Origin of the sequence: Synechococcus sp. BIOS-E4-1, from assembly GCF_014279995.1 — a bacterium.
Lineage (GTDB): Bacteria > Cyanobacteriota > Cyanobacteriia > PCC-6307 > Cyanobiaceae > Synechococcus_C.
The window spans coordinates 1,194,384-1,220,419 of the sequence record NZ_CP047935.1; the positions used below are offsets into that span (position 1 = coordinate 1,194,384).

Annotated in this window: 42 protein-coding genes; 28 read left to right on the forward strand and 14 right to left on the reverse strand. The window is 52.2% G+C overall.

Annotated features, from left to right (window positions below; translation table 11 throughout):
• The first annotated feature begins 217 nt into the window (after positions 1 to 217).
• The gene (locus tag SynBIOSE41_RS06175) at positions 218 to 694 is read left to right on the forward strand and encodes a DoxX family protein (protein ID WP_186540041.1); all 477 of its coding nucleotides are present in this window, start codon (positions 218 to 220) and stop codon (positions 692 to 694) included.
• A 114-nt stretch (positions 695 to 808) separates the two neighbouring features.
• On the opposite strand, the gene SynBIOSE41_RS06180 is transcribed toward SynBIOSE41_RS06175, so the two are convergent.
• On the reverse strand, positions 809 to 1,018 hold the full coding sequence (locus SynBIOSE41_RS06180) for a hypothetical protein (protein WP_066909446.1): 210 nt from the start codon (positions 1,016 to 1,018) through the stop codon (positions 809 to 811).
• An 829-nt stretch (positions 1,019 to 1,847) separates the two neighbouring features.
• Here SynBIOSE41_RS06180 and SynBIOSE41_RS06185 point away from each other — a divergent pair.
• From SynBIOSE41_RS06185 to dcd, 6 genes are all read left to right on the forward strand, one after another.
• Positions 1,848 to 2,063, forward strand: coding sequence for a Nif11-like leader peptide family natural product precursor (locus SynBIOSE41_RS06185; protein WP_066909452.1), 216 nt, complete (start codon positions 1,848 to 1,850; stop codon positions 2,061 to 2,063).
• Between the two features lie 115 nt (positions 2,064 to 2,178).
• Positions 2,179 to 2,826 (forward strand): metallophosphoesterase family protein, encoded by a 648-nt coding sequence (locus tag SynBIOSE41_RS06190; RefSeq protein ID WP_186540042.1) that lies wholly within the window; start codon positions 2,179 to 2,181, stop codon positions 2,824 to 2,826.
• Positions 2,823 to 3,092 (forward strand): hypothetical protein, encoded by a 270-nt coding sequence (locus SynBIOSE41_RS06195; RefSeq protein WP_066909458.1) that lies wholly within the window; start codon positions 2,823 to 2,825, stop codon positions 3,090 to 3,092. The genes SynBIOSE41_RS06190 and SynBIOSE41_RS06195 overlap by 4 nt, the downstream gene beginning before the upstream one ends.
• A 71-nt stretch (positions 3,093 to 3,163) precedes the next feature.
• A complete protein-coding gene (locus SynBIOSE41_RS06200) occupies positions 3,164 to 3,409 on the forward strand; it encodes a hypothetical protein (protein ID WP_186540043.1) in 246 nt (81 codons plus the stop codon).
• Positions 3,410 to 3,452: 43 nt separating this feature from the next.
• Complete coding sequence (locus SynBIOSE41_RS06205) at positions 3,453 to 3,791, forward strand: phenylpyruvate tautomerase MIF-related protein (RefSeq protein WP_186540044.1); 339 nt, start codon at positions 3,453 to 3,455, stop codon at positions 3,789 to 3,791.
• Positions 3,792 to 3,862: 71 nt separating this feature from the next.
• Positions 3,863 to 4,387 carry a dCTP deaminase gene (gene dcd, locus SynBIOSE41_RS06210; RefSeq protein WP_186540045.1) on the forward strand — a complete coding sequence of 175 codons (525 nt, stop codon included), beginning with the start codon at positions 3,863 to 3,865 and terminating at the stop codon, positions 4,385 to 4,387.
• A 15-nt stretch (positions 4,388 to 4,402) separates the two neighbouring features.
• Here dcd and sodC read toward each other — a convergent pair whose 3' ends face one another.
• Positions 4,403 to 4,930, reverse strand: a complete 528-nt coding sequence (gene sodC / locus SynBIOSE41_RS06215; RefSeq protein WP_186540879.1) for a superoxide dismutase family protein — start codon at positions 4,928 to 4,930, stop codon at positions 4,403 to 4,405.
• A 108-nt stretch (positions 4,931 to 5,038) separates the two neighbouring features.
• On the opposite strand from sodC, the gene SynBIOSE41_RS06220 reads away from it, so the two are divergent.
• The 6 genes from SynBIOSE41_RS06220 to SynBIOSE41_RS06245 all read left to right on the forward strand — a co-directional run bounded on the left by SynBIOSE41_RS06220 (position 5,039) and on the right by SynBIOSE41_RS06245 (position 8,814).
• Complete coding sequence (locus SynBIOSE41_RS06220) at positions 5,039 to 5,749, forward strand: response regulator transcription factor (RefSeq protein WP_186540046.1); 711 nt, start codon at positions 5,039 to 5,041, stop codon at positions 5,747 to 5,749.
• 107 nt (positions 5,750 to 5,856) lie between these two features.
• Positions 5,857 to 6,204, forward strand: a complete 348-nt coding sequence (locus tag SynBIOSE41_RS06225) for a PAS domain-containing protein (protein WP_186540047.1) — start codon at positions 5,857 to 5,859, stop codon at positions 6,202 to 6,204.
• An 89-nt stretch (positions 6,205 to 6,293) separates the two neighbouring features.
• Complete coding sequence (locus SynBIOSE41_RS06230) at positions 6,294 to 7,019, forward strand: hypothetical protein (protein ID WP_186540048.1); 726 nt, start codon at positions 6,294 to 6,296, stop codon at positions 7,017 to 7,019.
• Positions 7,020 to 7,284: 265 nt separating this feature from the next.
• On the forward strand, positions 7,285 to 7,569 hold the full coding sequence (locus SynBIOSE41_RS06235; protein ID WP_186540049.1) for a DUF427 domain-containing protein: 285 nt from the start codon (positions 7,285 to 7,287) through the stop codon (positions 7,567 to 7,569).
• A 367-nt stretch (positions 7,570 to 7,936) separates the two neighbouring features.
• Positions 7,937 to 8,113 (forward strand): conjugal transfer protein TrbI, encoded by a 177-nt coding sequence (locus SynBIOSE41_RS06240; protein ID WP_074159337.1) that lies wholly within the window; start codon positions 7,937 to 7,939, stop codon positions 8,111 to 8,113.
• Positions 8,114 to 8,565: 452 nt separating this feature from the next.
• Entirely contained in the window at positions 8,566 to 8,814 is a 249-nt protein-coding gene (locus tag SynBIOSE41_RS06245) for a hypothetical protein (RefSeq protein ID WP_186540050.1), read from the forward strand.
• A gap of 992 nt (positions 8,815 to 9,806) precedes the next feature.
• Here SynBIOSE41_RS06245 and SynBIOSE41_RS06250 read toward each other — a convergent pair.
• Genes SynBIOSE41_RS06250 through SynBIOSE41_RS06260 form a run of 3 tightly spaced genes read right to left on the reverse strand, consistent with a single transcriptional unit; the run spans position 9,807 to position 10,865 of the window.
• Entirely contained in the window at positions 9,807 to 10,301 is a 495-nt protein-coding gene (locus SynBIOSE41_RS06250; RefSeq protein WP_255475976.1) for a DUF924 family protein, read from the reverse strand.
• 4 nt (positions 10,302 to 10,305) lie between these two features.
• Entirely contained in the window at positions 10,306 to 10,605 is a 300-nt protein-coding gene (locus SynBIOSE41_RS06255) for a hypothetical protein (protein WP_186540052.1), read from the reverse strand.
• Between the two features lie 20 nt (positions 10,606 to 10,625).
• On the reverse strand, positions 10,626 to 10,865 hold the full coding sequence (locus tag SynBIOSE41_RS06260; protein WP_186540053.1) for a hypothetical protein: 240 nt from the start codon (positions 10,863 to 10,865) through the stop codon (positions 10,626 to 10,628).
• A gap of 3 nt (positions 10,866 to 10,868) precedes the next feature.
• Here SynBIOSE41_RS06260 and SynBIOSE41_RS06265 point away from each other — a divergent pair, with 3 nt between their 5' ends.
• Entirely contained in the window at positions 10,869 to 11,315 is a 447-nt protein-coding gene (locus SynBIOSE41_RS06265) for a hypothetical protein (protein WP_370594189.1), read from the forward strand.
• Between the two features lie 820 nt (positions 11,316 to 12,135).
• Complete coding sequence (locus SynBIOSE41_RS18025; protein ID WP_255475977.1) at positions 12,136 to 12,267, forward strand: hypothetical protein; 132 nt, start codon at positions 12,136 to 12,138, stop codon at positions 12,265 to 12,267.
• A gap of 20 nt (positions 12,268 to 12,287) precedes the next feature.
• On the opposite strand, the gene SynBIOSE41_RS06270 is transcribed toward SynBIOSE41_RS18025, so the two are convergent.
• Positions 12,288 to 13,451 carry a hypothetical protein gene (locus SynBIOSE41_RS06270; RefSeq protein WP_186540054.1) on the reverse strand — a complete coding sequence of 388 codons (1,164 nt, stop codon included), beginning with the start codon at positions 13,449 to 13,451 and terminating at the stop codon, positions 12,288 to 12,290.
• A 1,411-nt stretch (positions 13,452 to 14,862) separates the two neighbouring features.
• On the opposite strand from SynBIOSE41_RS06270, the gene SynBIOSE41_RS06275 reads away from it, so the two are divergent.
• The gene (locus SynBIOSE41_RS06275) at positions 14,863 to 15,327 is read left to right on the forward strand and encodes a hypothetical protein (protein WP_186540055.1); all 465 of its coding nucleotides are present in this window, start codon (positions 14,863 to 14,865) and stop codon (positions 15,325 to 15,327) included.
• Positions 15,320 to 15,661, forward strand: a complete 342-nt coding sequence (locus SynBIOSE41_RS06280) for a hypothetical protein (RefSeq protein ID WP_186540056.1) — start codon at positions 15,320 to 15,322, stop codon at positions 15,659 to 15,661. The genes SynBIOSE41_RS06275 and SynBIOSE41_RS06280 overlap by 8 nt, the downstream gene beginning before the upstream one ends.
• Before the next feature lie 279 nt (positions 15,662 to 15,940).
• Here the strand turns inward: SynBIOSE41_RS06280 and SynBIOSE41_RS06285 are convergent, their stop codons facing one another.
• From SynBIOSE41_RS06285 to SynBIOSE41_RS06295, 3 genes are all read right to left on the reverse strand, one after another.
• Positions 15,941 to 16,159 carry a hypothetical protein gene (locus tag SynBIOSE41_RS06285; RefSeq protein ID WP_186540057.1) on the reverse strand — a complete coding sequence of 73 codons (219 nt, stop codon included), beginning with the start codon at positions 16,157 to 16,159 and terminating at the stop codon, positions 15,941 to 15,943.
• A gap of 173 nt (positions 16,160 to 16,332) precedes the next feature.
• A complete protein-coding gene (locus SynBIOSE41_RS06290; protein ID WP_255475978.1) occupies positions 16,333 to 16,560 on the reverse strand; it encodes a hypothetical protein in 228 nt (75 codons plus the stop codon).
• A gap of 33 nt (positions 16,561 to 16,593) precedes the next feature.
• Positions 16,594 to 16,911 (reverse strand): hypothetical protein, encoded by a 318-nt coding sequence (locus SynBIOSE41_RS06295; RefSeq protein WP_186540058.1) that lies wholly within the window; start codon positions 16,909 to 16,911, stop codon positions 16,594 to 16,596.
• A gap of 571 nt (positions 16,912 to 17,482) precedes the next feature.
• Between SynBIOSE41_RS06295 and SynBIOSE41_RS06300 the strand changes: the two genes are divergently transcribed.
• Both SynBIOSE41_RS06300 and SynBIOSE41_RS06305 read left to right on the forward strand, forming a co-directional pair.
• On the forward strand, positions 17,483 to 17,689 hold the full coding sequence (locus SynBIOSE41_RS06300) for a hypothetical protein (protein WP_067326606.1): 207 nt from the start codon (positions 17,483 to 17,485) through the stop codon (positions 17,687 to 17,689).
• Positions 17,690 to 17,714: 25 nt separating this feature from the next.
• Entirely contained in the window at positions 17,715 to 18,056 is a 342-nt protein-coding gene (locus SynBIOSE41_RS06305) for a hypothetical protein (protein ID WP_255475979.1), read from the forward strand.
• A gap of 122 nt (positions 18,057 to 18,178) precedes the next feature.
• On the opposite strand, the gene SynBIOSE41_RS06310 is transcribed toward SynBIOSE41_RS06305, so the two are convergent.
• Together SynBIOSE41_RS06310 and SynBIOSE41_RS06315 are read right to left on the reverse strand one after the other, a co-directional pair.
• A complete protein-coding gene (locus tag SynBIOSE41_RS06310; RefSeq protein ID WP_186540060.1) occupies positions 18,179 to 18,334 on the reverse strand; it encodes a hypothetical protein in 156 nt (51 codons plus the stop codon).
• A gap of 119 nt (positions 18,335 to 18,453) precedes the next feature.
• Complete coding sequence (locus SynBIOSE41_RS06315) at positions 18,454 to 18,651, reverse strand: hypothetical protein (RefSeq protein ID WP_186540061.1); 198 nt, start codon at positions 18,649 to 18,651, stop codon at positions 18,454 to 18,456.
• Between the two features lie 322 nt (positions 18,652 to 18,973).
• Between SynBIOSE41_RS06315 and SynBIOSE41_RS06320 the strand changes: the two genes are divergently transcribed.
• The 3 genes from SynBIOSE41_RS06320 (at position 18,974) to SynBIOSE41_RS06330 (ending at position 21,025) form a co-directional block, all read left to right on the forward strand.
• Positions 18,974 to 19,285 (forward strand): hypothetical protein, encoded by a 312-nt coding sequence (locus SynBIOSE41_RS06320; RefSeq protein ID WP_186540062.1) that lies wholly within the window; start codon positions 18,974 to 18,976, stop codon positions 19,283 to 19,285.
• Between the two features lie 745 nt (positions 19,286 to 20,030).
• The gene (locus SynBIOSE41_RS06325) at positions 20,031 to 20,195 is read left to right on the forward strand and encodes a hypothetical protein (protein WP_186540063.1); all 165 of its coding nucleotides are present in this window, start codon (positions 20,031 to 20,033) and stop codon (positions 20,193 to 20,195) included.
• Between the two features lie 491 nt (positions 20,196 to 20,686).
• Entirely contained in the window at positions 20,687 to 21,025 is a 339-nt protein-coding gene (locus SynBIOSE41_RS06330; protein ID WP_186540064.1) for a hypothetical protein, read from the forward strand.
• A gap of 285 nt (positions 21,026 to 21,310) precedes the next feature.
• On the opposite strand, the gene SynBIOSE41_RS06335 is transcribed toward SynBIOSE41_RS06330, so the two are convergent.
• Complete coding sequence (locus SynBIOSE41_RS06335; protein WP_186540065.1) at positions 21,311 to 21,673, reverse strand: putative quinol monooxygenase; 363 nt, start codon at positions 21,671 to 21,673, stop codon at positions 21,311 to 21,313.
• A 27-nt stretch (positions 21,674 to 21,700) separates the two neighbouring features.
• Entirely contained in the window at positions 21,701 to 21,931 is a 231-nt protein-coding gene (locus SynBIOSE41_RS06340; RefSeq protein ID WP_186540066.1) for a hypothetical protein, read from the reverse strand.
• 301 nt (positions 21,932 to 22,232) lie between these two features.
• On the opposite strand from SynBIOSE41_RS06340, the gene SynBIOSE41_RS06345 reads away from it, so the two are divergent.
• A complete protein-coding gene (locus tag SynBIOSE41_RS06345; RefSeq protein WP_074159339.1) occupies positions 22,233 to 22,430 on the forward strand; it encodes a DUF2256 domain-containing protein in 198 nt (65 codons plus the stop codon).
• 177 nt (positions 22,431 to 22,607) lie between these two features.
• Here the strand turns inward: SynBIOSE41_RS06345 and SynBIOSE41_RS18030 are convergent, their stop codons facing one another.
• Entirely contained in the window at positions 22,608 to 22,733 is a 126-nt protein-coding gene (locus tag SynBIOSE41_RS18030; RefSeq protein ID WP_255475980.1) for a hypothetical protein, read from the reverse strand.
• Between the two features lie 40 nt (positions 22,734 to 22,773).
• Between SynBIOSE41_RS18030 and SynBIOSE41_RS06350 the strand changes: the two genes are divergently transcribed.
• The 5 genes from SynBIOSE41_RS06350 (at position 22,774) to SynBIOSE41_RS06370 (ending at position 26,031) form a co-directional block, all read left to right on the forward strand.
• The gene (locus SynBIOSE41_RS06350; RefSeq protein ID WP_186540067.1) at positions 22,774 to 22,935 is read left to right on the forward strand and encodes a hypothetical protein; all 162 of its coding nucleotides are present in this window, start codon (positions 22,774 to 22,776) and stop codon (positions 22,933 to 22,935) included.
• An 88-nt stretch (positions 22,936 to 23,023) separates the two neighbouring features.
• Entirely contained in the window at positions 23,024 to 23,407 is a 384-nt protein-coding gene (locus SynBIOSE41_RS06355; protein WP_186540068.1) for an STAS/SEC14 domain-containing protein, read from the forward strand.
• A 3-nt stretch (positions 23,408 to 23,410) separates the two neighbouring features.
• The gene (locus SynBIOSE41_RS06360) at positions 23,411 to 24,448 is read left to right on the forward strand and encodes a metal ABC transporter substrate-binding protein (RefSeq protein ID WP_255475981.1); all 1,038 of its coding nucleotides are present in this window, start codon (positions 23,411 to 23,413) and stop codon (positions 24,446 to 24,448) included.
• Between the two features lie 2 nt (positions 24,449 to 24,450).
• A complete protein-coding gene (locus SynBIOSE41_RS06365) occupies positions 24,451 to 25,197 on the forward strand; it encodes a metal ABC transporter ATP-binding protein (RefSeq protein ID WP_066909770.1) in 747 nt (248 codons plus the stop codon).
• A gap of 549 nt (positions 25,198 to 25,746) precedes the next feature.
• Entirely contained in the window at positions 25,747 to 26,031 is a 285-nt protein-coding gene (locus SynBIOSE41_RS06370; protein WP_186540069.1) for a hypothetical protein, read from the forward strand.
• Positions 26,032 to 26,036 lie beyond the last annotated feature (5 nt).

Genomic DNA, 26,036 nt, shown 5'->3' on the forward strand with positions numbered 1-26,036 from the left:
ATGGCGGATGGTTGTAGAGCCGATTGCTTATCCGCGATTGGCTTGATTTGATTGATGGAGATTCCTCCTTTCAATTCGAATCAGGCAAGTTGGGCTGGTGAGGACTAGGGATGGTTTCACCAGCGCAACGCATTCAGATCTCTCTCTGTTGCGTACCTCGACAACGGTCAGGCTTTGATCAGGTGTAGAGTTGTCAAGTTTTATTTGCCTGAAAGTCATGAGCGAAGAAACATCGAATCAATTTTCCTCTGACTTGTGCCTACTGATTTTGCGTGTGTCAGCAGGTGTTTTAATGATTCACCATGGTCTTGAGAAGCTGCAGGATCCTGCTGGATTCACCTCATTTATTGTTGATCAGTATTTTTCATTCCTGCCTTTTGATCATGTCCTCTGGACATATCTGGCTGCCTACACTCAGATTATCGGATCGGTTGTGCTCATCTTTGGGATTGCAACTCGTCCTGCCGTGATTGGTTTGCTTTCGACCATGCTGTTCGCCATGACCTTTCATCTTCTGGATACAGGCCTTCAAGGTGCACCATTTGCAGTTGTTGAAGCCCACAACTATGAATTTGAGACTTCAGCGCTTTACCTGTTTATTTTCCTTGTTCTTGCCATTGCCGGACCAGGTTCGCTGAGTCTGTCCAGGATCTATCGAGATCGATTTCCGCAACCTCTCCAAGGCTTTGTGTGAACGGCTGATCACTCTTTTGTCACCGAAACGGCGTAGCAGCCACGTTTTGGCACTGAGTATTTCTACCATGGGACAGCCCACCTGCGCAGAACGCCCTCCACTTGGGAGGGCTTTTTACTGGGTTTCTGCAAGCATCTGGTCAATTGCGCGTCGAGCCGCTGCATCGGCAGCCTTCAGTGATGGATATTCTCTGCCGAGTTGTTTGAGGTGTCCCTTCGGCGAACCAAGCACGAGATATCCAGGTCCACCAGTCATTTCTTTAATGACATAAGCCATGCCTTTGTGCTCGTATCGACCCTGGAGCATCGAACAGTTGTTGATCATTAATCATCCTTTAGCAGATTTATGGCTTTTTGACCGTCTCATATGGCGTCTGGCTTGATCGGCTCCATCTTCTCTGTTGCAGACGAGTCATTGGATTGACGCTCTGAGACTCGTTGGATCTGAATGATTAAAAATTTTACATTTGTTCGCGGAAATTTAGCCACAATCTTGTTTTGGAAAGGTTTGACTGACTGGCTTGGGGATGTGCGTCTTCGTATTGCTTGAGTCACTGACAGGACCTTTTAGAGTTGTCCTTGCTGACAACAGTCGAGTGATTGCTTGTTATTTGCTGCTGATTCGGTCGAGAATATTGAGCTCGATCCATTGCCTGGTCTGAGCTCTCTCCTTTTTTAAAGGTGTCGGATTGGAAAGAGCTCTGAGGTCGACATTGCTTTTGTAGACAGAGGGAATGTACGAATCTTCCATCAATCTACGCAGAAGAGTGTTTTTAATATATTGATCTCTCGCGAACGTGATAACGACTGAAATGATGAAAGCTGGTGGAAGTGTGGCGATCAGGATGCTTGAAAAGTCGGCGGCTTCTGTAAACTTTGGAAGAATATATGCAACATTGAAGATCAGTAATATGGCTGCATAGATTCTATTGCTCAAGAGCCCTTCTTCGAGCTTCTTTCCCAGCTTTTTTGGTGTGAGCAGGTTAAACTTCATCAAATTTGTCTATTTTAAGTAATCTAATTAAGTCTCTCTGTTGTTGATGCAAAAAACATCACATTCAGTCTGGACATTCAGTTTGAGCAGTGAGCCTCAGTTCGCTCCTGTTTCTGGTGGATGCCGCCGCAGGCGATGATCAACTGTGTTGCTTGTGTCCATGGCTCTTGATCAGTTGAAGGCGTTTCTTGTTCTGATGCAGAACGATCCAGATCTGAAAGACGCCGTGCTTGCCTCCTCCACTGCTGATGATGTGGCCAGGATCGCTGCCGATCTTGGCTACGAATTCGCCGGCGATGAACTGTTGCGCTTCTCTGGTCAGAAGGTTGGACGTGTCACTGTGTCTAAACGTGAAACACCTGGGGAATACAACTGAAGGGTGGTGTCTGTCACGCTTCTGCCTCTCGTGCGTTCAGCACGTTGTCGTTCAGACCTGTCGACGTTGAAAACCGTTGCTTAACTAGGCAAACCCTTGATGGGAGCAACCACTGATGTCATCTGCTGTTGCCCCTCTGGATGCTTCAGCCACTGTTGTGGCAATTGGCGATGTTCACGGTTGTGCCACCAGATTGATGCTGGCGCTTCTTCCCCACTTTCATACGGGGGCTGAACTGATGTTCCTCGGGGATCTGTTTGATCGGTCACCCGAGCCTGAAGGCGATGCCAGGGTGATCGAGCTGGTGCGATCCTTGCAGGCCGACCCACCTGCCTATGGACTTTCGGCCGTCACGGTTCTGCGTGGCAACCATGAGCAGATGTTGCTTGATGCGATCGATGAGCAGATGCCTGGTGGTGCCATCCAGCTTTGGATGCGCAATGGCGGCAACCATGACTTCCTTGCGACCGCCCGTGAGCATCGCGATTGGTTAGAAGCTCTCCCTTTAACTGCAATTCGAGGCTCGTATCTCTTTGTTCATGCAGGTGTCAGGCCAGGTGTTCCTCTGGATCAGCAGCTGGATAGCGATCTGCTCTGGATCCGTTCACCTTTTCTGGAGTGTGAGCATGGATTGCCTTACACAGTGGTGCATGGGCACTCCATCAGTCGCGATTTTGCCGTGACGCGTTTGCCACACCGTATCGGTATAGACACCGGTGCTTTCCTCAGCGGCAGGCTCACTGCTCTGCCACTACGGATATGAAGCAACTACCCGGGCGCAGTCGCCCTGCCTGGCTTCAGCAGTTGCTTGGTTTTGCTGCACTGGTCATCGTCACGGTCTGGATGGTGACGCTTTTGCCGGTACTGCTGATTGTTGGTTTGATCGCAGCGGTTCTGTTGATTCCGGTGCTCAAGCAGATCGGTCAGGAAATGGATCACCTTGATCGAAGTCAACGAGGTGAACCTTCCCCACCCAGGGATGTGACGCCCTGGCATCGACGGATCTGGAATCGCTGGAACAGCCGCTGATTCGCAAGATCCGTGTTTCTTTACCGTCAGCTGTTGTCATCATCGGCTTAGAACAGCACCTGTCTTCTCCCGTGGGCTCCAGTGACCCCCTCTTCCAGGCCAGCTCCATTGCTGCAGCGATCGAGCAGTTGGCTGATCAGCTCACTCCATCTGTGATTCGTGCAGCCCGTGCTGACCAGCAAGGACGTGCAGATCTCGATCGCATTGAGTACGCCCTCGGAACCATCGGTAAAGCATTAATCCTGACGGATTACGCCATTGACCAGGAAAAGGACATCGACAAACTCCAGGCTTTCAGAGAGTCTCAGCAGGGCTGAGTGGTTTAAGAATGATTCATCTCTGAAACCGATCATCATCACCATGCCTCTGATCAATCTGCGCACATCGCTTGCTTCTGTCGATCGTCGCGATGAGCTGCTGCTTGAGCTTTCAGCCAAGCTGGCCGAGCTGACCGGCAAACCTGAGGATTACGTGATGACACTCCTCGAGACCGATGTGCCGATGACCTTCGGCGGCAGCTCCGCACCTGCCGCATTCGTTGAGATCAAGTCAATTGGGGCCCTTCACCCTCCTGCGATGACGGCGGCATTCTCTGAGCTGATCACGGCTCGAACCGGGATTCCTGCCGACAGGATCTACATCAGCTTCGATGACGTTCCTGCAAGTGCCTTGGGTTGGAACGGAAGGACTTTCGGCTGACGCGTTTTCTGTCTGTTGCACTGGCCGCTGCGCCCAGTTGTCCATAACCTGAATGGCCATACATCGTTTTCATGGCGGTTCTCGGGCGTCAGGCCATCTTGCGGGCGATCGACAGTGGTGCCATCAGCATCACACCGTTCATTCGGGAGCATGTGGGCCCTGCATCGGTGGATCTCACCCTTGCCAGCAGTTTCCGGGTGTTTCGCAAAGTGCATGAAATTGTCGATGTGAATGAACACACCGACTACCGCGCGTTCACCGACAAGGTGGACATCGCAGAGGGCGAGCACATCCTGATGATGCCGGGCGAAACCATCCTGGGGATCACCGAAGAGCGTCTGAGGCTCGGCCCCGGACTGTGTGGATGGCTGGAGGGCCGCAGCCGCTTTGCTCGTCTTGGATTGATGGTGCACATCAGTGCTCCTTTCATGGGCCCTGGCATCGATAGCCAGCAGGTTCTGGAGATGAGCAATTTCGGTCCAGCTCCGCTCGCCGTTCATCCTGGAACAGCCATCTGTCAATTCATCTTTCAGACCCTCGATGGCGAGGAAAATTACCAAGGGCGATTCGCGGGACAGAATCAGAGCAGTTTCTGAACCATCCTCGACGCGTCAGTCAGTGATACCGCAAGCGATGCGAGCACCTCCACCTCCGAGGGGAGGAACGTCGCTGTAGGTGTCTCCACCGGCATGCACGATCAGAGCCCGCCCGCGCAAATCAGTTGTTCTCAGCCGCGGAGCCACAACTTCGGTGGTCGTGCTGCCGTCGGCATTCACAATCAGACGACTGAGATCACCTCGGTGCCCATCGCCGAAAGGACCGCTGTGCCTGTTGGTGTTGTCGGGATCCCAGTGTCCCTCGGCTGCGAGCCCTGGGATGCTGACGTTTTCGTCGTTGACTGCCGCCTGACAGGACGAGCCTGCATGCAGATGGAAACCATGTTCGCCTTCGCTCAGGCTGGTAAGGGACGGTGTGATCACAAGTCCGTTTTTACTGTCGCTGGCCAGAACCGTGCCGATCGACTCACCGACTCCGTCTTTGGAGATGGTGTGGATGTCAATTTCCAGTGTCTTGGCCTGAACTTGCCCGGGCAGCAACAGGGCGACGCACAGGGCCAGCAATGAGGCGAGAAGACGCATTGAAAACATCCATTTCGGGCCATTCTGCTCCTGTGACTTGATCGCTGTGATCAACAGCTGATGCTCACTGCTATCAGAAGTGCAGTGCATCTTCCGCCTGCTCAGCGCATGCAACTTCGGCTCGAGTCGCGCACGATCTCTCAGGCGATCCAGACCTGCATGGATCTTCTGGATGGGTTCCGGATTGTCGTGGTGATGGGCGATCGCCTTGCTCTCACAGGAATCTGCCTCGCTCCGTTCATTGCCCCCCGGCTGGTGGGAGGAGCCACAACAGAGGATGAAGGGCTGCAACTGGTCCAGCAGTTGCAACCTGATCTGTTGCTGCTGACCGAAGAGCTTGAAATTGGCTACGGCATTCGCCTGATGCAGAGAGTGCATGAGCACTGCCCAGGCACCCGCATGCTGATCTTCCTCAGTCGTGAATCGCAGGACGTTGTTCAGGAGGCGATGCAGGCCCACGCTGATGGCGTGATTTTCCGCTCCTCGATTGGCACCGGTCACGGTGATTTCATCCAGGCACTGCAGACCCTCAGCAGTGGTGGTGTCTATTACCCCGAAGATGTGCGCCGGCTGGTGAATTCACTTCAATCCGAAGACCTTCCGAAGTTTGTGGAGGAGCTCAGCGAGCGTGAGAAGGAAGTGGTGAGCGCGGTGGCAGGTGGTCTCACCAATGCAGAGATCGCATCTGCTTTCCAGATCTCAACTGAAACGGTGAAGAGCCATGTGTCCAATGCGATGAACAAGCTGGCAGTTCGCGATCGCACGCAGCTTGCGGTTTCTGCGCTTCTCTATGGATTGATTGACCCCCAGACGGTTTGATGGCTTTGCCAACTCCTGAGTTGTATTTGGGAGTTTACAGAAGCGGTCGCTGACAATGAAATTCAACCTGGCTAATGTTCTTGTGACTGTTTATTGATGCACGCAGCATGGAAAACCTTCTCTCGCTGGTTGTCAATGCTACTGACAATTGTATCTATGTGAAAGATCGGGATTTGCGATTTCTTTTTGTTAACTCTGCGGTTAGCCGCCTCTATGAGGCAGATGCTGAAAGCATGATTGGCAAAAGTGATGTTGATTTCATCGCTCCAGAGCAGTCAGCGCTGTTCAATGAGGCTGACCGCCGGGTGATTGATTCAGGGGTTAAGGAGTGTTTTCGTTTTGAAATTGAGATTAAAGGTGTCATGTATATGGCAGAAGACCACAAGTTTCCCGTTATGATTGATGGCTCTCGCTGTGTTGCAGGAATTGGCATTTTGACGCCAAAAGCAGGCTGATTTTATGGTCAGATCTCTTTGAACTGATTGCTCTTTGCTTTTTAAACAGGAACTTTCCAACCAAGACATTCCTTCGTGATCTTTCCGAAATGACTGATTCCCTGAGACTTGATTTTTCAAGTGGCCGAACTTATCTGACTGGGTTGGCACCAATCAATCAGGAGCTGAAGAAAATTGGAGTGAGAGTCTCCATTGTCCCTCTTGTTAAAGAGTCATTGGAGATATTAAAGTTGTCAACTTCGCCAAGCAGTGAATTGCTGAGTTTGCAGCAACAACAACAGCTGATCAGCATGTATGCTCTTGATCGTCCAGCACTTCTGGGACTTATCGCTGAGGCTGGCCGCGATCCTGCTTGTGAAAGCGGTGGCTCACTTGTGACATCTGAAAAAGATGTTCCTCCTTATCCAAAAGTTTACGATCTTAAAGCGCTGGGTGCTCAAGGGCAGGTCGATACGCAGCTGAAATTTGGCCCTTTTCACGTTAATAGTAGCGCCGACGGTGTCGGGGTCGATGAGGTGATGACTTTGGTGTCTGGCGGCCCTTGGACATGGTTTTTTGCTAACTCTCAGGATGGTGAGTTGATGAAGTTGTCCCTCGGTTACGTGCAGCCATCAAAGGGTGCAATGCGTTTGTCTTATTGCGGAATCAACCCCCACGGTGCGTTTATGCAAAGTCTTTCATCGCCCGATGGATCAAATGGAGGTATTTGCGTTGCCCATGCGCATGGACCACATGAGTGGCGTCTCGAGTACGCAGATGTGGGTGTAAATCCTTGGTGCGATTTCAGTGATTCGTGCCGCCCTGTATTGCTTTGATCGTAATCTCTATCTTGATTAATGTTGTGTTTGCAAATTTATATTTTAAGGTCAGCGATTGCTGAATCCTTTTGATGTTTGCTGGAGATTGTTGAATGGTTTTCTGAGTATGTGTCGATAGTCGTCGTGATGTTTTTTGCGTTACTACTCATTGCACTTGCTTTTGCAATTTAAGCTCCAAGAAAAGGTTGGAGTCTCCTGGTGGCAATCCCCTGAGTCGATAAATTCGATAGGTTGTTGCCAGTCAACGGTCTGGATGAAGCGTATGAAAGCGGTCCTGAATGGAACAGTGCTTGCGGAAAGCGATGACATCGTGATGGTGGATGGCAATCCCTATTTCCCCCGCTCGGCAATGCGTCAGGAGTTCTTTCGCGATTCCAGTCACACCACGGTTTGCGGCTGGAAGGGCACTGCCCGCTACTGGGATGTGGTTCTCGCTGACAACGTCATCGCCAACGCCGTTTGGAGTTACGAAACGCCCAAGCCGGAGGCAGGTCAGATCCTCGAGCGATTTGCTTTTTACCGCGGTAAAGGGATTGAGGTGAGCTGAGTCTTCAAAAGCGCCATTGAGCAGCTGAGGTCACAACGCGGATGGCTTGCATCCTTGTGAATGGGTGCTCAGAAGCCATCACCAAAACAGATCCTGAAGCCGACATCGCTTGAGGGGCGGCAGCTTTGTGCGATTTGGCTGGATGTTGTCATGCCTTGTATGGATCTGAATGGGGGCAACCCAAAAGCAATCCTCAGGCGTGGCGAGCAGCAGCATCAATACCTTGAAAGATAGTGATTATCGTTTTCAAACAGTACGGACAAAAACGATAATCGTTGTCACTTTTTGTGTCATTGTGTGGCTGTTGCATGCTTTTGTTTGGTCAATATCTGGTTTCTGTTAGACCTATTGCAGATGTGATCTTCGGATGACGACAACAGTTTTGATCTGTGCCTGCCCTTCCTGTCAATGTGAAGCTGACGGTCCATCTGCTGTTCAAAGGAATGGACAAAGCTTCTGTTCTGATGCCTGCGCCAACGGACACCCCAACCATGAACCTTGCCATGATGCCGCTGGTGCTTGTGGTTGCACTTGTGGCGGATAGTCATTCATTGTTGACGCGAATCCAAGGCTGAACCTGGCTGCAGCCATCAAGGTGAGATTGATAATCATTCCCGACCTGGCGCGGCTGGAGGTGATAACCGTTCTCGCAATTCGCTGTCAAAGTGTAACTCTCAGCCAGTTTTCAGCTGATACCTCTCCATCAGCTGTTAGGACAATCAAAGTCGCTATCAAGCCGATGTGCTGCAACAATCCGAACGCTGAACATCACAATCATCAGCCCGGAGATAACAAAGCTCCTGCTAAGTGAGCTGCCTTGTCATCGAACAGGCCGTCAACTTTCTGAGTTTCCACTCAAGCGAAGTCAACGGCTCAATCCAACAGTGAATGCTCTAAGCCCCTCTCCGCAGGGGCTTTTTTGTAAAAGACAAGCCCAAATCGCTCTTAGAGCTCCAGCCCATCGAACGGTGTGCTGACCTTGCTTGCATGGTCCGGATGGGTAACAAGCCTTTCTCAGGCAAATATTCACTCGCCGGGAACGGGAGTGGCATTGATCGTGATTGCCATCACTCTCATTCCTGTGGGCATGGTTTCACTGGCTCAGCTCAGTTGCTTTGGCCGATCGATCTCACAGATCTCCGCATGGTCAATCCATCGCATGCGTTTGTAGATGGCCGGCTGAATGGAGTGAACCAAAGAATCAATGCCGACCATTGCCATCGTCGGCTGTTGGTGTGGAAATAGGTTGTGATCTGTGCTGTTTAACGCTGACCGACCCGGCGGGTATCCCTATCCACCGGATTGGCAAACGCCCGAATGCTCGACGCAGATCGGACTATGACTATGACGACTGCAGAGCTCCATCTGTGGACTGCCAATCAGACAGCTGACCCAAGCCAAAAAAAAAGACCCAAAGGGTCTTCGGTGGGTGTGAGGAGTTGGGAATCTCGGTGAGGAGAGCCAACTACAAAAGGTATAGCTACAGCTTTGTCGTTCGGTGCATTGCACACACACCTGGTTGCAATTTCACGGCAGGTTGCTCAGGGCTTCGTTGTGATCAGAACAATTCAAAGGCTGCAAATCGGCTGGAACTTCTGGTTTTTTTACCCCCCTGCCTGTGGCGGGCAGGTCTGTGCAATGGGTTTTCTTCAACACAGCCGCCCAATAAAAAAAGACCCCACGGCTAGTGCCGAAAGGGTCCGGATGATGGGGATTCATATTTTGTCCAGATGGGTGGAGCACGTCAACGACACATATGGTGCATTGAATCTGAAGTTCGTGACAAGGTATACATGAACACCTATTTCGAAGCGATCATCTCTAACCTTTTCCCATGGGTCGAGTGATGGGGGTTATCCGATTTCCCAGTTTCAACCATTGCTGAGGCAATGGTTTTTTCTTGTCATCCACGAGTCATTTTAAAAACTCACAAAAAGAGGTCGGATCACTCCGACCTCAGATCCATCTCGAACTCAACTGATGATGCCAGTTACGTGTGGTGATGCAAGCATGGCAGCATTCAGATCGAACCAAGCTGAACGGTGATCTCATCGTTTCCTTTTTCGGCGATTTGCCTTACGCGTTCCCCCGTATCTGTAGCCCGGTTGGTCGGCAATTCTTGTCCAGCACGTTGCACATACAAGGGTCCACTCCGCTGTTATTTCGCTGCGCACGCGGTAGTGCACCCATCCCTGAAGTCCACAGAGACTGCAACAGAATCGGCGTTCAGCCATTGATCAACGGCCCAGAGCTCCGTCCCGCCAGGGATATCGCGCGTGTTCGATCAGGATGTCGCGATTGCGTCTGGCCACATCTGCGGTTGCAACATCAACCCATCTCTCCAGAAGAGGGATCGCCTTGTTCACCGTCTCGAGGCATTCGGCGTGCAACAGCGGCATCAACCAGAACTGTCGACGTGCTCTCTGAGGTTCATGTTCCAGCCAATGTTGGTCCAGAGCGAGTTGGCTCAATCGCTGGGCGCGGACATCGCCCTGGTAGGCGCGCGCCTGATCACGCCAGATCTGTCGAGAGAACTGATCGAGTAACAACACGAGCGCCAAAGACGACGTCTGATCCGCTTCCCACGCGATCAACCGGTTGTGCTGAGCTGCCTCAGCCAGTGCCCCGAATCGTTCGCTGACAGAACGATCAAATTCCTGATTGCGCCGGAACCATTGCCATGGCCTGCATTCTTCAAACCAGAAGTGAAGGATGTCCTGCGCGAGGGGCAATGCCTCAGGCGGCATTGCGAACTCGTTTCACCGCCAGACCTGCTTCCGCAGCTGTGACGGCAGCCAGCAACAAAAGGCCCACAAGTCCGATCAGCTGATTCTGGCTTTCCGCGTCAGCTGCGGCCCCTTGTCCAAGGGCAGCTCCGGCAACAAACCAGGCTGTTGCCAGTGCGGAGGTGATCCAGTAGGCCTTCCAGCGACGCTGGTAGAGATACCCCGCAACAAGGCCGGGCAATACATTCAGCACGACGGCAACCCATCCTGCCGATGCGGCAAGAACCTGATCACGGTTGGGAAGGACCATCGGTGCTGAAGAGTGTGAGCTCATGACTTGTTTTGATTGGCTGCGTAGGCCACGGCTCCACCCGCCACCAGAGTGAGCAGCCCGGTGCTCAGCAGAAATCCTGTAAGCATGATCAGGCCGAGGACGGAGCCAAGCAGTGACATTTTCACTCGCAGCAACTTGGATTTGAATAACAGGATCAGCAACAGCGTCACGGTTGCCTTGAGTCCGGCAATCTTGGCGGTGCTGATCGGGCAGAAAGGAACGAAAGGAGGAATCATCGAATGGACCTGCACAAGGGTGCGACCCCGTCACTCTGTCGTTTCCCAGGCGCTGCTGTGGATCAACCTCTGCAACGGCAAGAGATTTGGGGCAATCGCCTGTTGTCGTTCCTGCTGGTGTTGATCGTGATGACCACGGCGGTGCTGCCGGTGTCAGCGGCCTGGATCTGTGACGGTGACAGGCTGTCTGCGGAACCCATTCAGCTCGGTCGGGACGCCTTTGGCGCCACGGCTGATCCAATCCCTAACAGTGCCGAAGGCACCGTACCCGGGGATCTGATCCTGCTCAGCTGGCGGGGCGTGACCCTTCAGTTACCGCGAACCAACAATGCTGGGGCTCCGAGTTACACAGACGGTCGCTGGTGGTGGCAGGTCGAGGATCCTGAGCATCCCGATTTCCGCCAGCGCAAGGGGGGCATCGTCAGTTATGCCTGCAGTCCTGAACGATGAACTTCCGGCTTCAGGTTGCGGGTGCCAGGCCCTGCACAAGTGAGTACTCATAGGCCGCAGCCGCCAGGAGCAGCACTCCGATCACACCAATCAGCACTCGACCGTCAATGCGTTCCAAGGTGAGACAGTCTGCCGGGCAGAACCAATGAAGACCCAGGCTAGGTGTGATGCGGCGACGGGGCTACAACTCGAAGGCTCTGCGCTATCGCTCGTTTTCTTCAAATCGGTCTATCTCCATAGGAACTGAGGCGCAGCTAAGTATTGGACAGTGGTACAATATATTATGCTGACTTTAACTCATTAACGCCATGTTCTGTGTTGCGCTCTGATCAGTATTGGGTGCGAATTGGATGAGATGTGAATATTCAGACTGCCTTGGCGTGAATGAATGTCACCAGGTCTGCCTTGACTCAGCGAATGTCACCTGAATCAGCATCCGCAACCTGAAAGAGGTTGTGAATGCTTGTGCTTGGGACATAAGCTGCACCTTCAGAGAAGATCAGCTCAGAGGCGCATAAAGAATGATTCCTGCAGTCAGAAGAGCCAGCAGCGATGAAAAGATATAGAAGAAAACCATTGACGCGAGCGACAAAAGCGAATTGCCAGAGAACCTGCCTCAGTCAAACTTGGCTGAAGTTCAGTGAAGGTAATGAGGATCACAGCCGCACCATATTTGTTGTGCTTGTATCGATTAAAAGACTCGCTCGAAGATTTTTTGGTTTTAAACGTTGTATTGGATGTGCATGATGAGCACAATCAGGCCTGGTGTCTTGTCTAAGAACAGTGGGCGTTCCCCTCGCCGCTCGAAGATGCGGTGTCCATGAACATTCCTGCACTGGATCGACACCAGTGTCAGCTGCTCATGGCGTCTGTGGCCCCTGCTTTTGTTGTGGTGATGGCAGAGGTGCTGGCGGCAGTGGAGCCCTTTCCCATTCCTGCTGGTTGCTCGTAGCCACAACAAAGATCACCCGCTCATTCTGACTCAGGCTCTTCAGACTCCTTTTGCAATGACTGGCCTTTGTATTCATTGTCTAGATGTGTATCGGTCTCCACCAGGGTCCAGCCGTCATCCCGAAGCATTGAGTTGATCACCTGATCGCGATAGTCGACCTCCAAAGCACCATCAATCCCGAATGCGGCCATGATCTTGTCACGATCGGCGATTAAATCTTCTCTGTAGATCTCATAGAGGTCCGGGTTTTCGATCAAACTTGGATCGGGCTTGCCATCCAGCCGCCACAGCCATCGGTAAAGGAAAGGTTTGTATTTCGACTTGGTCCGCACGATGGGCAACAGCTGATCCAGTGTCAGCAGATCGCACCGGGTCTGCGCGTCCCAGATCTGTTCATCACTGAGGGCTTCTGATGTCTGCTTGCAGTGATCGAAGAGAGCCTTAATGAACTGCTGAGCTGTGCACTGAAATGAAAGTTCCTGGGGGGCGATACCCTCTTGAGCCAGATACACCATTCGGTTGAGGTCGTTCTGGCAGAAGCTTCCCTGCAGGGCATAAACGGCGGCAGCTTTGCGAATGTCCCAGAACAAGCCGGTGTTGTCCGCACAGGCACGGGTGATGAAGGCATTAAAAACTTTTTGATGATCGGGAGTGATATGAATTGAAAGGGCTCGCACCGCTGATGCAAACTCCTGTTCCAGCTGACGATCGAAACCCTGCTGATGGGATCTGTAGAGAGCACTGCGGCGCCACTCATTGAGGTCTCCCTCCCATCGCGCGGGTGGACTGGGATCTTTGTACAACTGAAATTTCTCTTTTCCCTCCAGGCTCCAGTTGTAAGCCGATAGATCCTCGGCTTTCACACCCTCGACCATGTGGATGTCGTGGCCCTGCTGATTGGAAATGAGACGCACCACCGCCAGAGTGCTGCGCGGTAGTTCGATCGTGTCAATGGCGATCACTCCTGTTCCCTCGCTGGATAGTTCGATCAGCGTGCCGTTGTCGTTGTGGCTGAAGCTGTGCAGGCAACTTTCAGAGAGGCGCTCGCTGCGAATTTTCTTCGTGATCGGATCGATTCCGATCGAATATGACCCGATGGGAACTCCTTTGATGCCGTTAGGTCGCCATGAGCTTTCGTCTGAACTGCAGATCAGGACCACCCGATTGTCGATCTGACGTGTCATCGTCCCCATCCTGAGGGCTGGCACCTTAATCGTTTCGACCAGAGCCCAGAGCCAGCCGGTTTCGGGTTCCGTTGGCCATGCGTCATGACCTCCACATGCTCAGCCCCCAGCTGAGCTGAACGAGGCTGAATGAATTACGGGATGAACGGGCGGATCGTCTGGCTCGGATTGATCCACTAAAAGCTGTCCGTCTTTCCAAAGACATTGCATTTCAAGGGAATCGAGGTCAATAACGCGATAAGCACCCTCGCATTGCGCCGACAAGATGCGCACTCTGACTCTTGCTTCATCGAGAAAGAGGCCTCGTTGCTTGGTTTGCCAACCCTTGTCTGTCAGTCGCTGAATCGAAAACACTGAAGGACCTGACTTCTTCTTTCAGCCTGGATGCTGATGAACCTTTTTCGTTGCAAGCTGCGGGGAAGCTTCGGGATCACGTTCAAGGTTGACCAGGCAAATCACCCCTTGCCCGACCCAACTGGACTGATTCAAATTCAGCTGTGTTGCTGATCAGTCAAAAAGAAACCCCCGCCGAAGGCAGGGGTTCTGAAAACTCTGCGGGAGTGTGTCCTTGTTTCCACCCCGTGAGCTTTTCTCCTCACTTATTCAAAATAGCCACTTTGGTGGCACTGTGCCAGTTGTTGTTCAACCAGTCCGTTGAAAGGCACACCCCATGGCGTGAGTCTGGCGCGGGCTTTCCTCCGCGAGACAGTCAACTGCTCACACCGACTGATCGCTCCTGGGCGCGATGAGTTTTTTCCGTCTTGCTTGTCTTGTTCTGGCAATGACGGGCTTGCTCCGCGCAACTGCAGCTTCGATCGCCCTCTCATCCCCTGCCTGCCGCCTGCGTTAAGCAGCGAATCCTTGTATGACAGTTGCTGGCTCTTGGCTGAGCTTGCTTTCTGGGGCGGGATCCCGCCACCAAGAAGAAGGCACAGTGGGATGCCTGTTGTCACTGCCCATTGGTTCGGCTGGCACCAGCGCATCCTCTGGCTCGGAGAACAACAGCTTTGAGTGAGAGCATCTTTTTGAAGTAAGAGCATCTGTCAGCCGGAACAGCCTTCAGCAGGAACAGCTTTCAGCAGGAACAGGCTTCAGCAGGGTCAATTTTCGCTCGGCTGGTCAGCACCGGGACGCCATCAGTTCTATGGATCCCTGGGCCAGTCAGGAGAGATGATTTTCCGCCTGTTCAGGCCGTTGCCTTCACCACAAAGGTCATCACCATGACGGCGAGTGCAACCATGCAGCCGAAGAGGGGCAGAGACAGGTACAGTCCTTTCATTGGTATGCCAGCGGTCCTCGACTATGGACGCTTTTTTCTTTTCGACGACTAAGGATTAATGCTCATTTCTCCATCAGTGACTAGAACACTGTTCAAATCGATTCTCGTTGTCATGTCAGCCAGGATCACGACATGAAGCGCAATTGGAGTGAGATCGAGCCGCACTGGTTGCGACTGAGTAACAGGACTGCATTTGATCTCAGCGCTGAGTGCGTGGTGATTGATCAGCAGAACGAGGTGATGCAGACCACCCTTTCAGGCCTCTCGACTCATCTCAGAGTCTCGTCTGCCATGTCGAATCCTCTGGTGAAACAGTTCATTGCTCTGGCGAGAGAGCTTGGAGCAGAGAATGCCATGCACAAGATGCTGATGGAGTCGGGGGAGGAATTCGCTCAGTTATGGAAGGAGGCTCAATCGGACTTGCAGCGAGGCGCTATCACGACGATGGACGATGTTGTCGAGGCAGTTGCAACCGCAAAGAAAGGCTATGACGAATCCCCGAGACGAATCCTTGTGATTCAAGTCAATCAACGCGATTGCGACGTACTCCTGGTTGGGCCACCGGATCATGACGAGTCAGAGTCTTTTAATGCCTGAAATTTATGGTTTGAGGATCAATCAATCGGCGGCTGCTTTGCTTGCTTTGATTCAGGGGGCTGATTTCCATGAACAATCAATAGGTTCGCTCCCTGATCGGCATCTCACTTCGTGCAACACTATCCGGCCACAGAAAATCAATTATGCCCATCAAGATATTGTCTTGAATGAGACTCCCTTAAATGACATTGCCTTCAATGACACTGCATTCAATGACACTGCCTTGAATGACATCGGTGCATCAATTCACGTTCTGGAAAAACGCGTGCCACGTTGTGGCAGTGATCTCGGTTGGATCCTGATGCAAGCCCAATCTCTTTATGGAGTTGGCTGAACCAGCGAGCTAATCGTTATTGAAGACGATGGTCGGTCCTCACTTGAAAATTCAATCAGAAGTTGCAGCGCTTGTGTTTGATCAGCATTAGCAGGCGCCGTTTGGTCTCAAGTCGTTGTTCTGGCAACTGTTCTTCAAGCGGTGGAACTCCACTCCAGCAAGGCGAACAGAACATGTGGCCATTACGCAGCCAGTACGTTTTCATCGAACCTCCAACTGACTGGCCACAGATCAGACATTGAAAAGGCTCTGGCATCGTCAACGCAGACCTGCAACCTGTCAGGCCACAGTGCGCTTCTTTGCTGATGAAGACTGTTCAGAATAAGCGTCTGGCTTGGTGGGTGAATCTTTTGTCGACATTGGTGTGCCAAACCAACGCCGCTTGCCGCCTACCACAATGTAATCGTCGTAACTGTTTTGATGCTTGTCAGACATGGAGACACTTCTGATGTCCTGATCGTTGCGAACCTGTGTTTGAATGCCAGCCTCCTTAACCAATTTTCAAATACAGCTGCATCAGTCGCCGGGCCACGATCTCCCGCCACTGAGTTGGTCTTGATGGCGGGAGTGTCAACTGATGAGCTTGCCGTCAACAACTTGTCTCAGAAGTTCGACATTTTGCAGAACAGTTCGTATGTCAGAGCTTGATGTGTTCGAGGATTTGCTCGCTGCTACTCGATCTCTGGACGTCTCCGACCTGCATGGATGGTCGCAACTTCTGTGATTTCCTCAATCACCAAGTGCTTACGCCAGTCTTGTGAGCCATTCAGTAAGTGATCGAGTTCCTCCGCTGTCAATTTGTTGTCCAGTCCGCCGAGGGTGCCTTTGATGGCGCATTTGATGATGATCTCTTGCTCATACGCCATGATTTGAAGACTGCTCGCTTCAGTCTGCTCCATGATTGCGAGTTCGCTTGAGGTTGGTCTGTTTGTTTACCACCTGAATTTTTCGGTGGGCTTGGCATTCCCTCTCAGTTGCATCAACTCATCGGCGAAAACAGGATTGTCATTATCTGGTAACTCAAACACATAGCCGATGTATTGGATCTCTTTCTTTTCGCAGAATCGATTTGTTGTGGAACCCTTGTATTCAATGCTCTCTAAGTATCCGCTTGGCTCAAGTGTGAATTGAACGCCTTGGCTGGCCCAGTCTTCACATGCTTGTTCTGCTTGCAGGACTGACTGATAATTGTTGCTGCATGCTGTCAAGCTGCCAATCACGAACATCAGAAACAAAGGAAGAGTTTTCATTGCATCGATGCGAAAATGTGCTTCTTCTCTAACCAAGCCTACTTGCGCTTTGATTGTTCAATGGACGTTGACTGCTAGCCGTTGTCGATCGATCTGTTCAGGTGGCTTCGACTCTTGATGACGTCGTGCCATCAATTGTTTGCACCACTGCAGTTCGCTTGCTCCAACAATCCATTCCATTGGTCTCAAATCGGGGAAGTCCGCTTCCGTTTTGAAATTGGCGAGGCTCTGCTGAGCCATGACGGCCATCTTTCCCAAGATGTCAGATCTCGATTGGAGCAGTGCGGGTTGCGCCACTGCCTCCTGTGTGGCAGATGCTGAGAATTGTTTGTTGTATTACTGCAGTGAGTGACTGTTGCTTCCAGTGTTGCACGAGTTGATGCCTCGTTCCTTGAAAATGGGCTGAATCTATGGGTTCTCTGACGCCTGACTGTGAGCCACCCCAACGCATTTACTTTGAAGTTGGGAAGAAGCTCAGTTCCTTTGAGCATCTACGGCTGCCAGCTCACGGATTCGTCAAAGGTTGAGTCACAATTTCATGTGGCGCAACTTCTTTCAGCCATGCCAATGGATGTCGATGAACTTGCATGATCCCCGCTGGATTTTGGTTGCCTGGGCCGTGGTGGCGCTCGCTTCCGCACTGCGCTTCTGGAGACTCACCGGTCCCTTTCGCTCCAAAATGAAGGCGCAGCAGCGTTTGGAATCGCTCAACCCTCAGCAGGCGCGCGCCTCTCTTGAAAGGTCCTGGCTGAAAAGCGACACACGAAACCATCGCTGAATAAAATGGGCGGATGGCTGATTCGATGTCATCTCAGCGTTTGGAGCGGGAGCTGACCAGGGCCGTTGAAATGGGTCGTTGGCTCAGCGATGACGAGCTCGAGCAGATCGAGCTCGAGCAGCGAGTGAACCGACTGCAGCAACAGCAGGATGATCAGCGGCGTTTGAAGCTAGGTCTCTTCACAGCTGTCTGTGTGGTCATTCCGCCCCTTTGGCCTGTCGCTCTGGGGCTCAGTCTCCATCTGCTGTTTCCCCAGTCATTTCGCCGACTGCTCTGGTTCGCCGGAGGAAGCCTGTTACTGCTCACTTTGCTTGGAGCAGCTGTGAGTGTTGCTGTTGTGTCGTTGCTCTGGATGTTGATCAGCTGATTTTCAGAGATTGAGGATCAACCAGGCCAGTGAACATCCGACCAACAGAGAGATAATGCCAAGCAGAGCCTTCCTGAAGCGTGACTCATTGAACTGGAATAAGGGTCTCCAGAATCACTCAGTCAGGTCAGCCTGATTGATCCATTGTCAACCTGTCTGAGCAGATCGCTGCGTAGTTTGAGATCCTGGTCGTCGAGATCCCTGAGTGTGAGCAGCGATCGGTAAGCAGCTTCACTGATGCGGCTGTGTAGTTTGGCGTTCAGGTAGAGCTCAACCATGGGTGACCTGATCCTTGAAGAACCCTAATCGCGAAAGTCAGTCGATTGTGGGGCTCCGCAGGTTCATTGGACACCGCTGTCAGGTGACTTTGAGGCAATGATTGCCAGGGCGGGCCGCATCATCCACCCGTCGGGATGAACGTAGGCATGTCCTGTTTGAGTACCCAGCAGGTTGCTGCTTTCTGTGTCTGCCAGGCCTGCATCAGTTGTCTGGCCAAGTGGCGAAGCTGCTCAGGATCCTGGGTTGTTTCGAGGGCACGATTGAATTGCTCGATCTGGAATTGCTGTTCGGTGGTGAGTTGAATGCTGCCGTTCATGTCGATCAACATTGCGTAGTGCACGCAAGGTATCGGGATAAACCAAACGTTTTGTTGCAGATCACACGGTTATCGCGGGTTTTCAGTGTGTCCTCACTTAGCACCTTGATCAATTCTTGCTTTGGTTGCTCTCGGCATCATCAACAATGTCGTTAGCATCGGGAGCTTTTTAAGGCGTTTTGACGCTGAGATCCATCGGTGCCACTCGATCTTTTTGAGGCTGAAGCAAGATGCATCAATGCCAGCAGTCAGCCAACTGCAACCCCTGGCTGCTGATGAGACGGTCAGAAAATTTTTTGTCCAAAGACCTTGATCTGGCTTGATGGTTGAGGTCAATTCCAGGCAAGCCAAGGCAAAGCGAGCAGGCGCAGAGTCAGGTTCTGCCAAAGCGCAGGACAACCACTGCGAGGGTCTCTGGCAAGACCAGAAGGATCACCACCTGTTTCAGCGACAGTTCATCCCCTGTCCTGGAATTTCCCTTTCCATTGGCATCGCAGAGTCACAGCGTTTTCACCACGCATGCCTCGACTGGGTTTCAACAGGAAAGCTTGACCAACGGGCGCTGGCTGATCGTGATCGACGTACTGCCTCTGATCACCCGCCGGTCCCATTGGATCACGGTGGCATGTTGTGAACCTGAAGAACTGTGGTTCAGCAAGCCAACCTTCCCTCTCTTCACCCGCGGAGACGAGTCGATCTGTGCCGGTAACCGTGGAACTGCTTGAGGACCTGTTTGGACCGGGTGGGTTGGTTCCCGGAGTCAGACTCAGCCTCTCTCGGCCATGCAAAACCCAAACTTTTCCTCGCGAAAGTCGTGATGACACTAACCAGCCGGAAAAGCTCAAAGCCGTTCAATCAGTTGATGCAGTGGTATGAATCGCCAAAAAAGATGGTCACGAAGTTTCTGCTGGCAAACTTGTCCTATTCAGCGAAAAAGAACTAAAAGGCGTGGCTGGTGGTGGAGGTGATGCTTGTTCTGCTCAAACAGACGCGAATCTTATTTCTAGCTGAAATAAACAAAAGAATCCTTGTGATGCTGTTCGGTTGTATTGACTCACCCTGCGTAGCCGCGGCAATCGTAAGGGATTCTCAGCTGTTAAGTCACTCTCTTCAAACGATCAATGATTCATCAATGCCTGGCACGAATGAGCTCAGTTGAGCAGTAGGAGCTCAACTTGAATGGCTGATGGTGCAGGCTGTTGGTTCTCAACCCAATCAACGCTCTGAAGCTGCTCATGCGTTGTTGTGACTCGAATCTTACTGAAACCTTAAACTCAGCTGAAAAAGAGCTGGTCCGGTCTTCATCGAAATCAGGTCTTCGTTAGGTTCTTTCCAGCCAATGGCGTTACGCCTGCCTCAGTCAGGAAGGGAGCCAACCCATGACCAACGAAGAGAGCACCAGTTCCAGGGATTTCATCGTTGTTGGTGGAAGACGTCGCTGGTTTTCTGTTCCAAGCAGAGATGACCGCTTCAATGAGCTTCAGCAACGAGTCGCCCAGGAACGAGATCTAGCTATTCCTGAGCGACCATCAGACATGGGCTGACAACGCTGCACCGCGTTGCTCCTCGTGTGTCGTCGAGTTCGTCACTGAAGGTGTGGAGGTGCCGGCAAGCTGGGTTCAAGCAATTGATGCCCAGCGAACGCTGAGAGTGCCGGATTAATTGCCTGGGATCAATCTTTTGATGATGCATTGATTGAGAAACTGATCTGAACTCAAGGCACAATCTCAAGCTGAACAATTTGAAGGTGGTAGATCGATCGAGATTCGCTGTTCCCCAGCAAATCCCGTCGAAATGTACCCAGGGCACAATTTTTGCTCGTTATGTTCAGTGTTGGAACCGTTTGAGCTCATGAGTCTCCAGGATCCATTGTGATATCGGCGATCCTTGCAGGTTTGGGGTCGATGCACGGTCGCTAAGCACTGACGCAATGCAGCTGCCCGGTCTGAATCGAGAGATCTCGGGCCACACCATCGCTACGCTGCGGATCTGAAAACCTGATCAAATTCCGTCGTCAGCTTCTTTAAAAAAATCAATGTATCTCAAAACCTTCTCAAAGAGTGTTCTGCTGGTTCTTTTGACAGCTGGATTAATCGGATGTTTTGGTCGTAATCAAAAAAATATCAAAAAGATTCCGATGATGATGGATTCCAATAAAGTTCTTGCTTTGGTTGATTGTTCCAATAGCGAAGTGCAGATGGTGGACGATTCAGAAATTTCGAAGCATGGCGCCAAGTGGATGTCTCAAATGGAGTTGGAGAAATCAGTGATGAAAGATGCTAAAAAGCATGGAATGCAAGAAGTTGTTCCCTTGGCGATGGACGTGTGGGAAAGTCAAATCGATATTGTTTGCAGTAAACAAAGATCGTCATAGTCCTAGCCAGGTATGCTTCCCTGGTAAGACAAAAATTTAAAAGTTAAAAGTCGATCCAGTTGATGATTTCTGGATCAGTGCTGGATCAACAGTCTCCTGGAATTCCTCAGGCCGTGGCGCTCTCGTGTCAAAGTCACAGGCCTGGTTGCAACCAGACGCTGTCTATTCCCTTTGCTTCAATGACCTCGACAGCCATGTCGCGATGGTCAAGTCGGGCATGGCGCCGAGCTTTTCGATATGACCTCAGACAGTTCTTTCCAAATTCAAGGACTCAGCTCGTGATTTTCAGCGTCTGAATCCCATCTGCAGTTCAAAGAACTCCACTGGCAAGGTTGTCAGTGCTGGACGTAGTTTCTCAAGCTCATCTGGCAGACCATGCACTTCGAGCTTGGTGAGCTCACAGATTTGCAGGATTTGCTGCAACAGCTCATCAACATTCTCCAGATGTGCCAAGGCACCTGCTGCACCTCGGTAGCCTTCGCGGCAGTGGAGGATCTCTCCTGCTTTGGTAAACCCGTAGTAGAGGCAGAGAGGTTCCTGGCTTGAACGATCGACGAACTGTTTGCACAGTTCCATCACCTCCTGCTTACGTTCAGCAGGAACGCGGAAGTAGGGGTAGATCGAGACGCATTGATCGTCAAGGGTCATGGCTGAGGGATCAGGTCAATCCCTTGATTAGCCATGGAGAGCGCTGCTGGTCAGACTGCCTTGCGGATGGACATCGGCTTCTGCTCTTTCATGGCTGTTGTGGCCTTGTTCATGCGCCCTGACTGACACAAAGCGTCGACCAGCCCGGTTGGCATCCTCCACAGATCGGTAATTACCCACGTGGGTGTAATCCAGGCCATCGCTGGTTGCTGACACCGAGAACAGATTGTTGGTGACGCGCTGAACGCTCCAGTGCATGAAGCAGAAGGGAGCCGAATGATGCAGAGACATACCACGCCATAAACCGAATGTGTTCAAACTATGACGATTGAGGGATCACGGAGTGGCAGCTTCTTAAAACTCAAATAGGTATTTATTTTTCCTAAAGAATTAGCTTGTGTATGTCTTGCGCTCGATCAATTCTTGCACCGTTTCTGTTTCCGATGATCCTGACCGTGTTGCAGAAGTTGTTCTGATCTGGTACTGCCAGTGTCTCGCAATGATCAGCCATTGCTCTGGTTTCTAGTTAATTTTTTGGTGTTCAGGCTCGTGGTCGCTGATGGGTAGACGGCAAGAGGGGCGATCCCGCGGTGCTTCTGGGGTGCGCCCGTGCAATCGCCCCGCGAAAACCTGTCCAGTCTGCGGCAGGCCGTTTCAATGGCGCAGGAAATGGAAAGATGTCTGGGATGAGGTGCGCTACTGCTCTGAGCGCTGCAGGCGTCAAAAAAATTCCCCGATCAATGATCGGGGAGGCTGAAGCCGGTGATTGAAGTCCCCAACACCCGGCCCTGGAATGGGGGTCTCGCAGCCATGGCTGCCACCCATTCACCCTTCTATCAATAGGTCTGGTGTGTGCTTTCGCGCAAGCCCCAGATCTGGTGTCAGTGGGCTGGAGGCTTGGCTTTGAACTGCGTCGTCCTGTCCGTCGCCTGCATCACTTTGGGGTCATGCCGCTACATGTGGCGTGGATGATCGCGCCGTAGTTGTCCGATCCGCGAAGCCCATGCGGACTGCGGCTGGAGAGATTGATCTGAGCCATCATGTTGATTGAGGTCTTCATCCAGGCGGTTCATCTCCGCTGATATGCATTCCAAGCCACCATGTTTGAGATCATCTGTGTTCTGATTTTGCCGGTGATGTTGATCGTGTACTACGCAATTCAACGCCTTGTAGTGCATCACAGCAATATGGAAGTGAAGCTGATGATTCACGACCTGATCGTGGAAGCAATGAACAAGCACGATCACGACTTCGATGATTGATTGCCTCCTGGTTGGGGCATCCTCACCTCCTTTGCATGTCTTTGTCTGATCAAAGCCGCTATCACAAAATCAGATGCAGTTGATGCCCATGTCAGTTTCCGCTCTGCATGGCTTCACGCTTGAGGCGGTCGAGCTTGCACCTGTTCCGGTGATTACCGTGTTGGCCCGTGGTCGGCTGACCCATGAGGACTATCTCTCGCTGATTCCACAGCTACAGGCCGCCATTGACGAGCAGACCAGCGATCGTCTCCGTCTTGTGTTTGACGCCCGTGAACTCTGGGGCTGGGAGCTTCGAGCTGCTCTCGATGACCTGCGCCTGAGCATTCGTCATGGTCTTGCTGTTGAGCGTGTGGCTCTGATCACTGATGCACGCTGGCTCAGCTTGTTGAGTCGGCTGGCAGGTTTGCTGATGCCTGGGCAAATTCGAAGTTTTCGCGAACGTGAGGCGGGTGATGCCTGGGTGAGGTCCTGAGAGTTGAAGTCATTCCGTAATCTGGAACTATCGATGTTGAGTCATGGTGATTGCGGCTTGTTGAAACGGGGCCTGCCTCTCGCCGCTGTCTGGATCGGTTTCCTCTTCATGACGGTTGCCTGCAGCAATCCGACACGGCTGGCCTCCTCCGGGTCGGACGATCTCACTCCGGACAGCCCTGTCGTCGATCGTTCGGCTCAAGACAGTCGCCCCAAGGTGCTGACCACCTTCACGATCCTTGCTGATATGGCTCGCAATGTCGCTGGCGACAGGCTGCAGGTGGAGTCCATCACCAAGCCCGGGGCGGAGATTCACGGTTATGAATTCACGCCCAGTGACATCGAGCGGGCTGCAGGTGCCGATCTGATCGTTGAAAACGGCCTGGGTCTTGAGCTCTGGGCCAGACGTTTCACGGAAGCCGCTGGTGATGTGCCCACCGTGACGCTGACTGATGGCATTGAACCGCTGCTGATTGGTGAGGATGCCTATGCCGGTCGCCCCAATCCACATGCCTGGATGTCGCCCAAGGCTGCCCAGCAGTATGTGGATCGCCTGGTTGAAGCTTTTTCGTCGCTTGATCCTGAGGGAACGCAGCAGTACGAGGCCAATGCAGAGGTGTACAAGGGCCGGCTTCAGACCCTGGACGCGGAGCTGCGCAACGCCCTGCAGGTGCTGCCGGCCGGTCAGCGCCTGCTGGTGACCTGTGAAGGCGCCTTCAGTTATCTGGCGCACGACTACGACCTTGAAGAGGCTTATCTGTGGCCCGTCAACGCCGAAAGTCAGATCTCACCACGTCGCATGGGCCGATTGATTGAACGGGTGAAGCGCGATCAGGTTCCAGCAGTGTTCTGTGAAACCACTGTCAGCGACAAGGCCCAGCGCGAGGTGGCCAGAGCTGCCGGCAGTCGTTTCGGTGGTAGCTTTTATGTCGATTCCTTGTCAGATAGCAACGGCCCTGCCGCCACCCTGCTTGATCTGCAGCGCCACAATGTGAAACTAATTCGAGCCGGTCTGGGTGCCGCCGCCGATCCAAAGCCATGACGATTCGGATCGCAGCAGAACAGCTCTGCGTTGATTACAACGGCTCTGTCGCCCTTTACGACGCCTCGCTGACGCTTCCTGCGGGTTGCATCTGCGGAATGGTGGGAATGAACGGAGCTGGCAAAACCACCTTGTTCAAGGCACTCACAGGCTTTGTGCGTCCGTCCAGGGGACGGATCCGCATCAACGGTCTCAATGTGGCTGAAGCCCAGCGTGAGCAGGCTGTGGCTTACGTGCCCCAGAGCGAGGGTATCGACTGTGATTTCCCTGTTTCTGTCTGGGACGTCGTGATGATGGGCCGCTATGGCTCGATGAATCTGCTGCGCATCCCTCGTCAGTCAGATCGCCTTGCGGTGCGCAATGCACTCGAGCGTGTTGAACTGATGGATCTGAGGGACCGACCTCTTTCTGCCCTTTCCGGCGGTCAGCGCAAACGCGCGTTTCTGGCCCGGGCGATTGCTCAGAGAGCATCAGTGCTTCTGCTCGATGAACCCTTCAACGGCGTTGATGTGCGTACAGAGAAGCTCATGGCGGAATTGTTTCTGCAATTGCGCAACCAGGCTTGCTCAATTCTGATCTCAACCCATGACCTCAGTCATGTCCGTGATTTCTGTGATCTGGTGGTGCTGATCAACAAGACCGTGTTGGCCTATGGGGAAACATCTGAGGTCTTCACCCCAGAAAATCTGTCGCTGGCGTTTGGCGGTCTTCCGCCTGATGTGCTGCGGGGTTCGGAGGGACCGAAGTAACCACACTTCTCTCCAATTCCAATGTCAAAAAAAACTGGTTCTGGCCGGCTTCCCGCTGCTCCCGAACCTGCCTGAGCCGCTACAAGCAGCTGCTTTCCACTCGAAAGGCAGCTTCTGGAATGCCCTTAGGCCATTGATTCTTGGCGCATTTTGATCATGAGACAGCCCGCCTGGGTCTGTATGAAACCAGCTCAGCACTTGGAAATGTCTTGTTGAGATCTGCAATGCGGAGTCGTTTGTACTGGCCCCAGGCCTGTTTGGTCTCAGACGTTTTCCCCCATACGATTGTCAGGCAATGATCGATGCCACCTCTCGTCGCGACTGGTTCAATCCGCATCGCTGAATTCAGCTACTCAACGATGCGAGCCGCCTCAACGAAACGATCAGTGGCTTTGAAGCGATCTGCCAGTGTCTGGAGGCTGTTGCAATCAGTGCAAAACGCTTGTAGGTCGTGCTCAGGATGTGTTTATAAATTATGGTTTAAGACCAACCGCTTAGGCCGGCACTTCAAGGAGTGGGGCTTTCAACTGACTTTGGAAAATGGATTAGATGCTTACTAAACGCCAAGAGGAGCAGTTATTCAAGCTAGGTGCAGTGATTAGCTTTGTGCCTTTTTTTCCACTGGTGGTCCATGCGTATGAACTTGCTTTCGTCAGCAGGTCTCGCCCACACCTGGCGCTGGTCATGTTTTCTTCTTTGCTTGTAATGAATATTTCCCTAAGACTTCCCTATTTGCGAAGTACAAACAGGCTCGTCTTTGCACAGGTTGCATCTGTATGGGCTATGAATATTTTAATTCTTTTCTTTTACTTGATAGCGTTGTTTATTGATTGAATGAA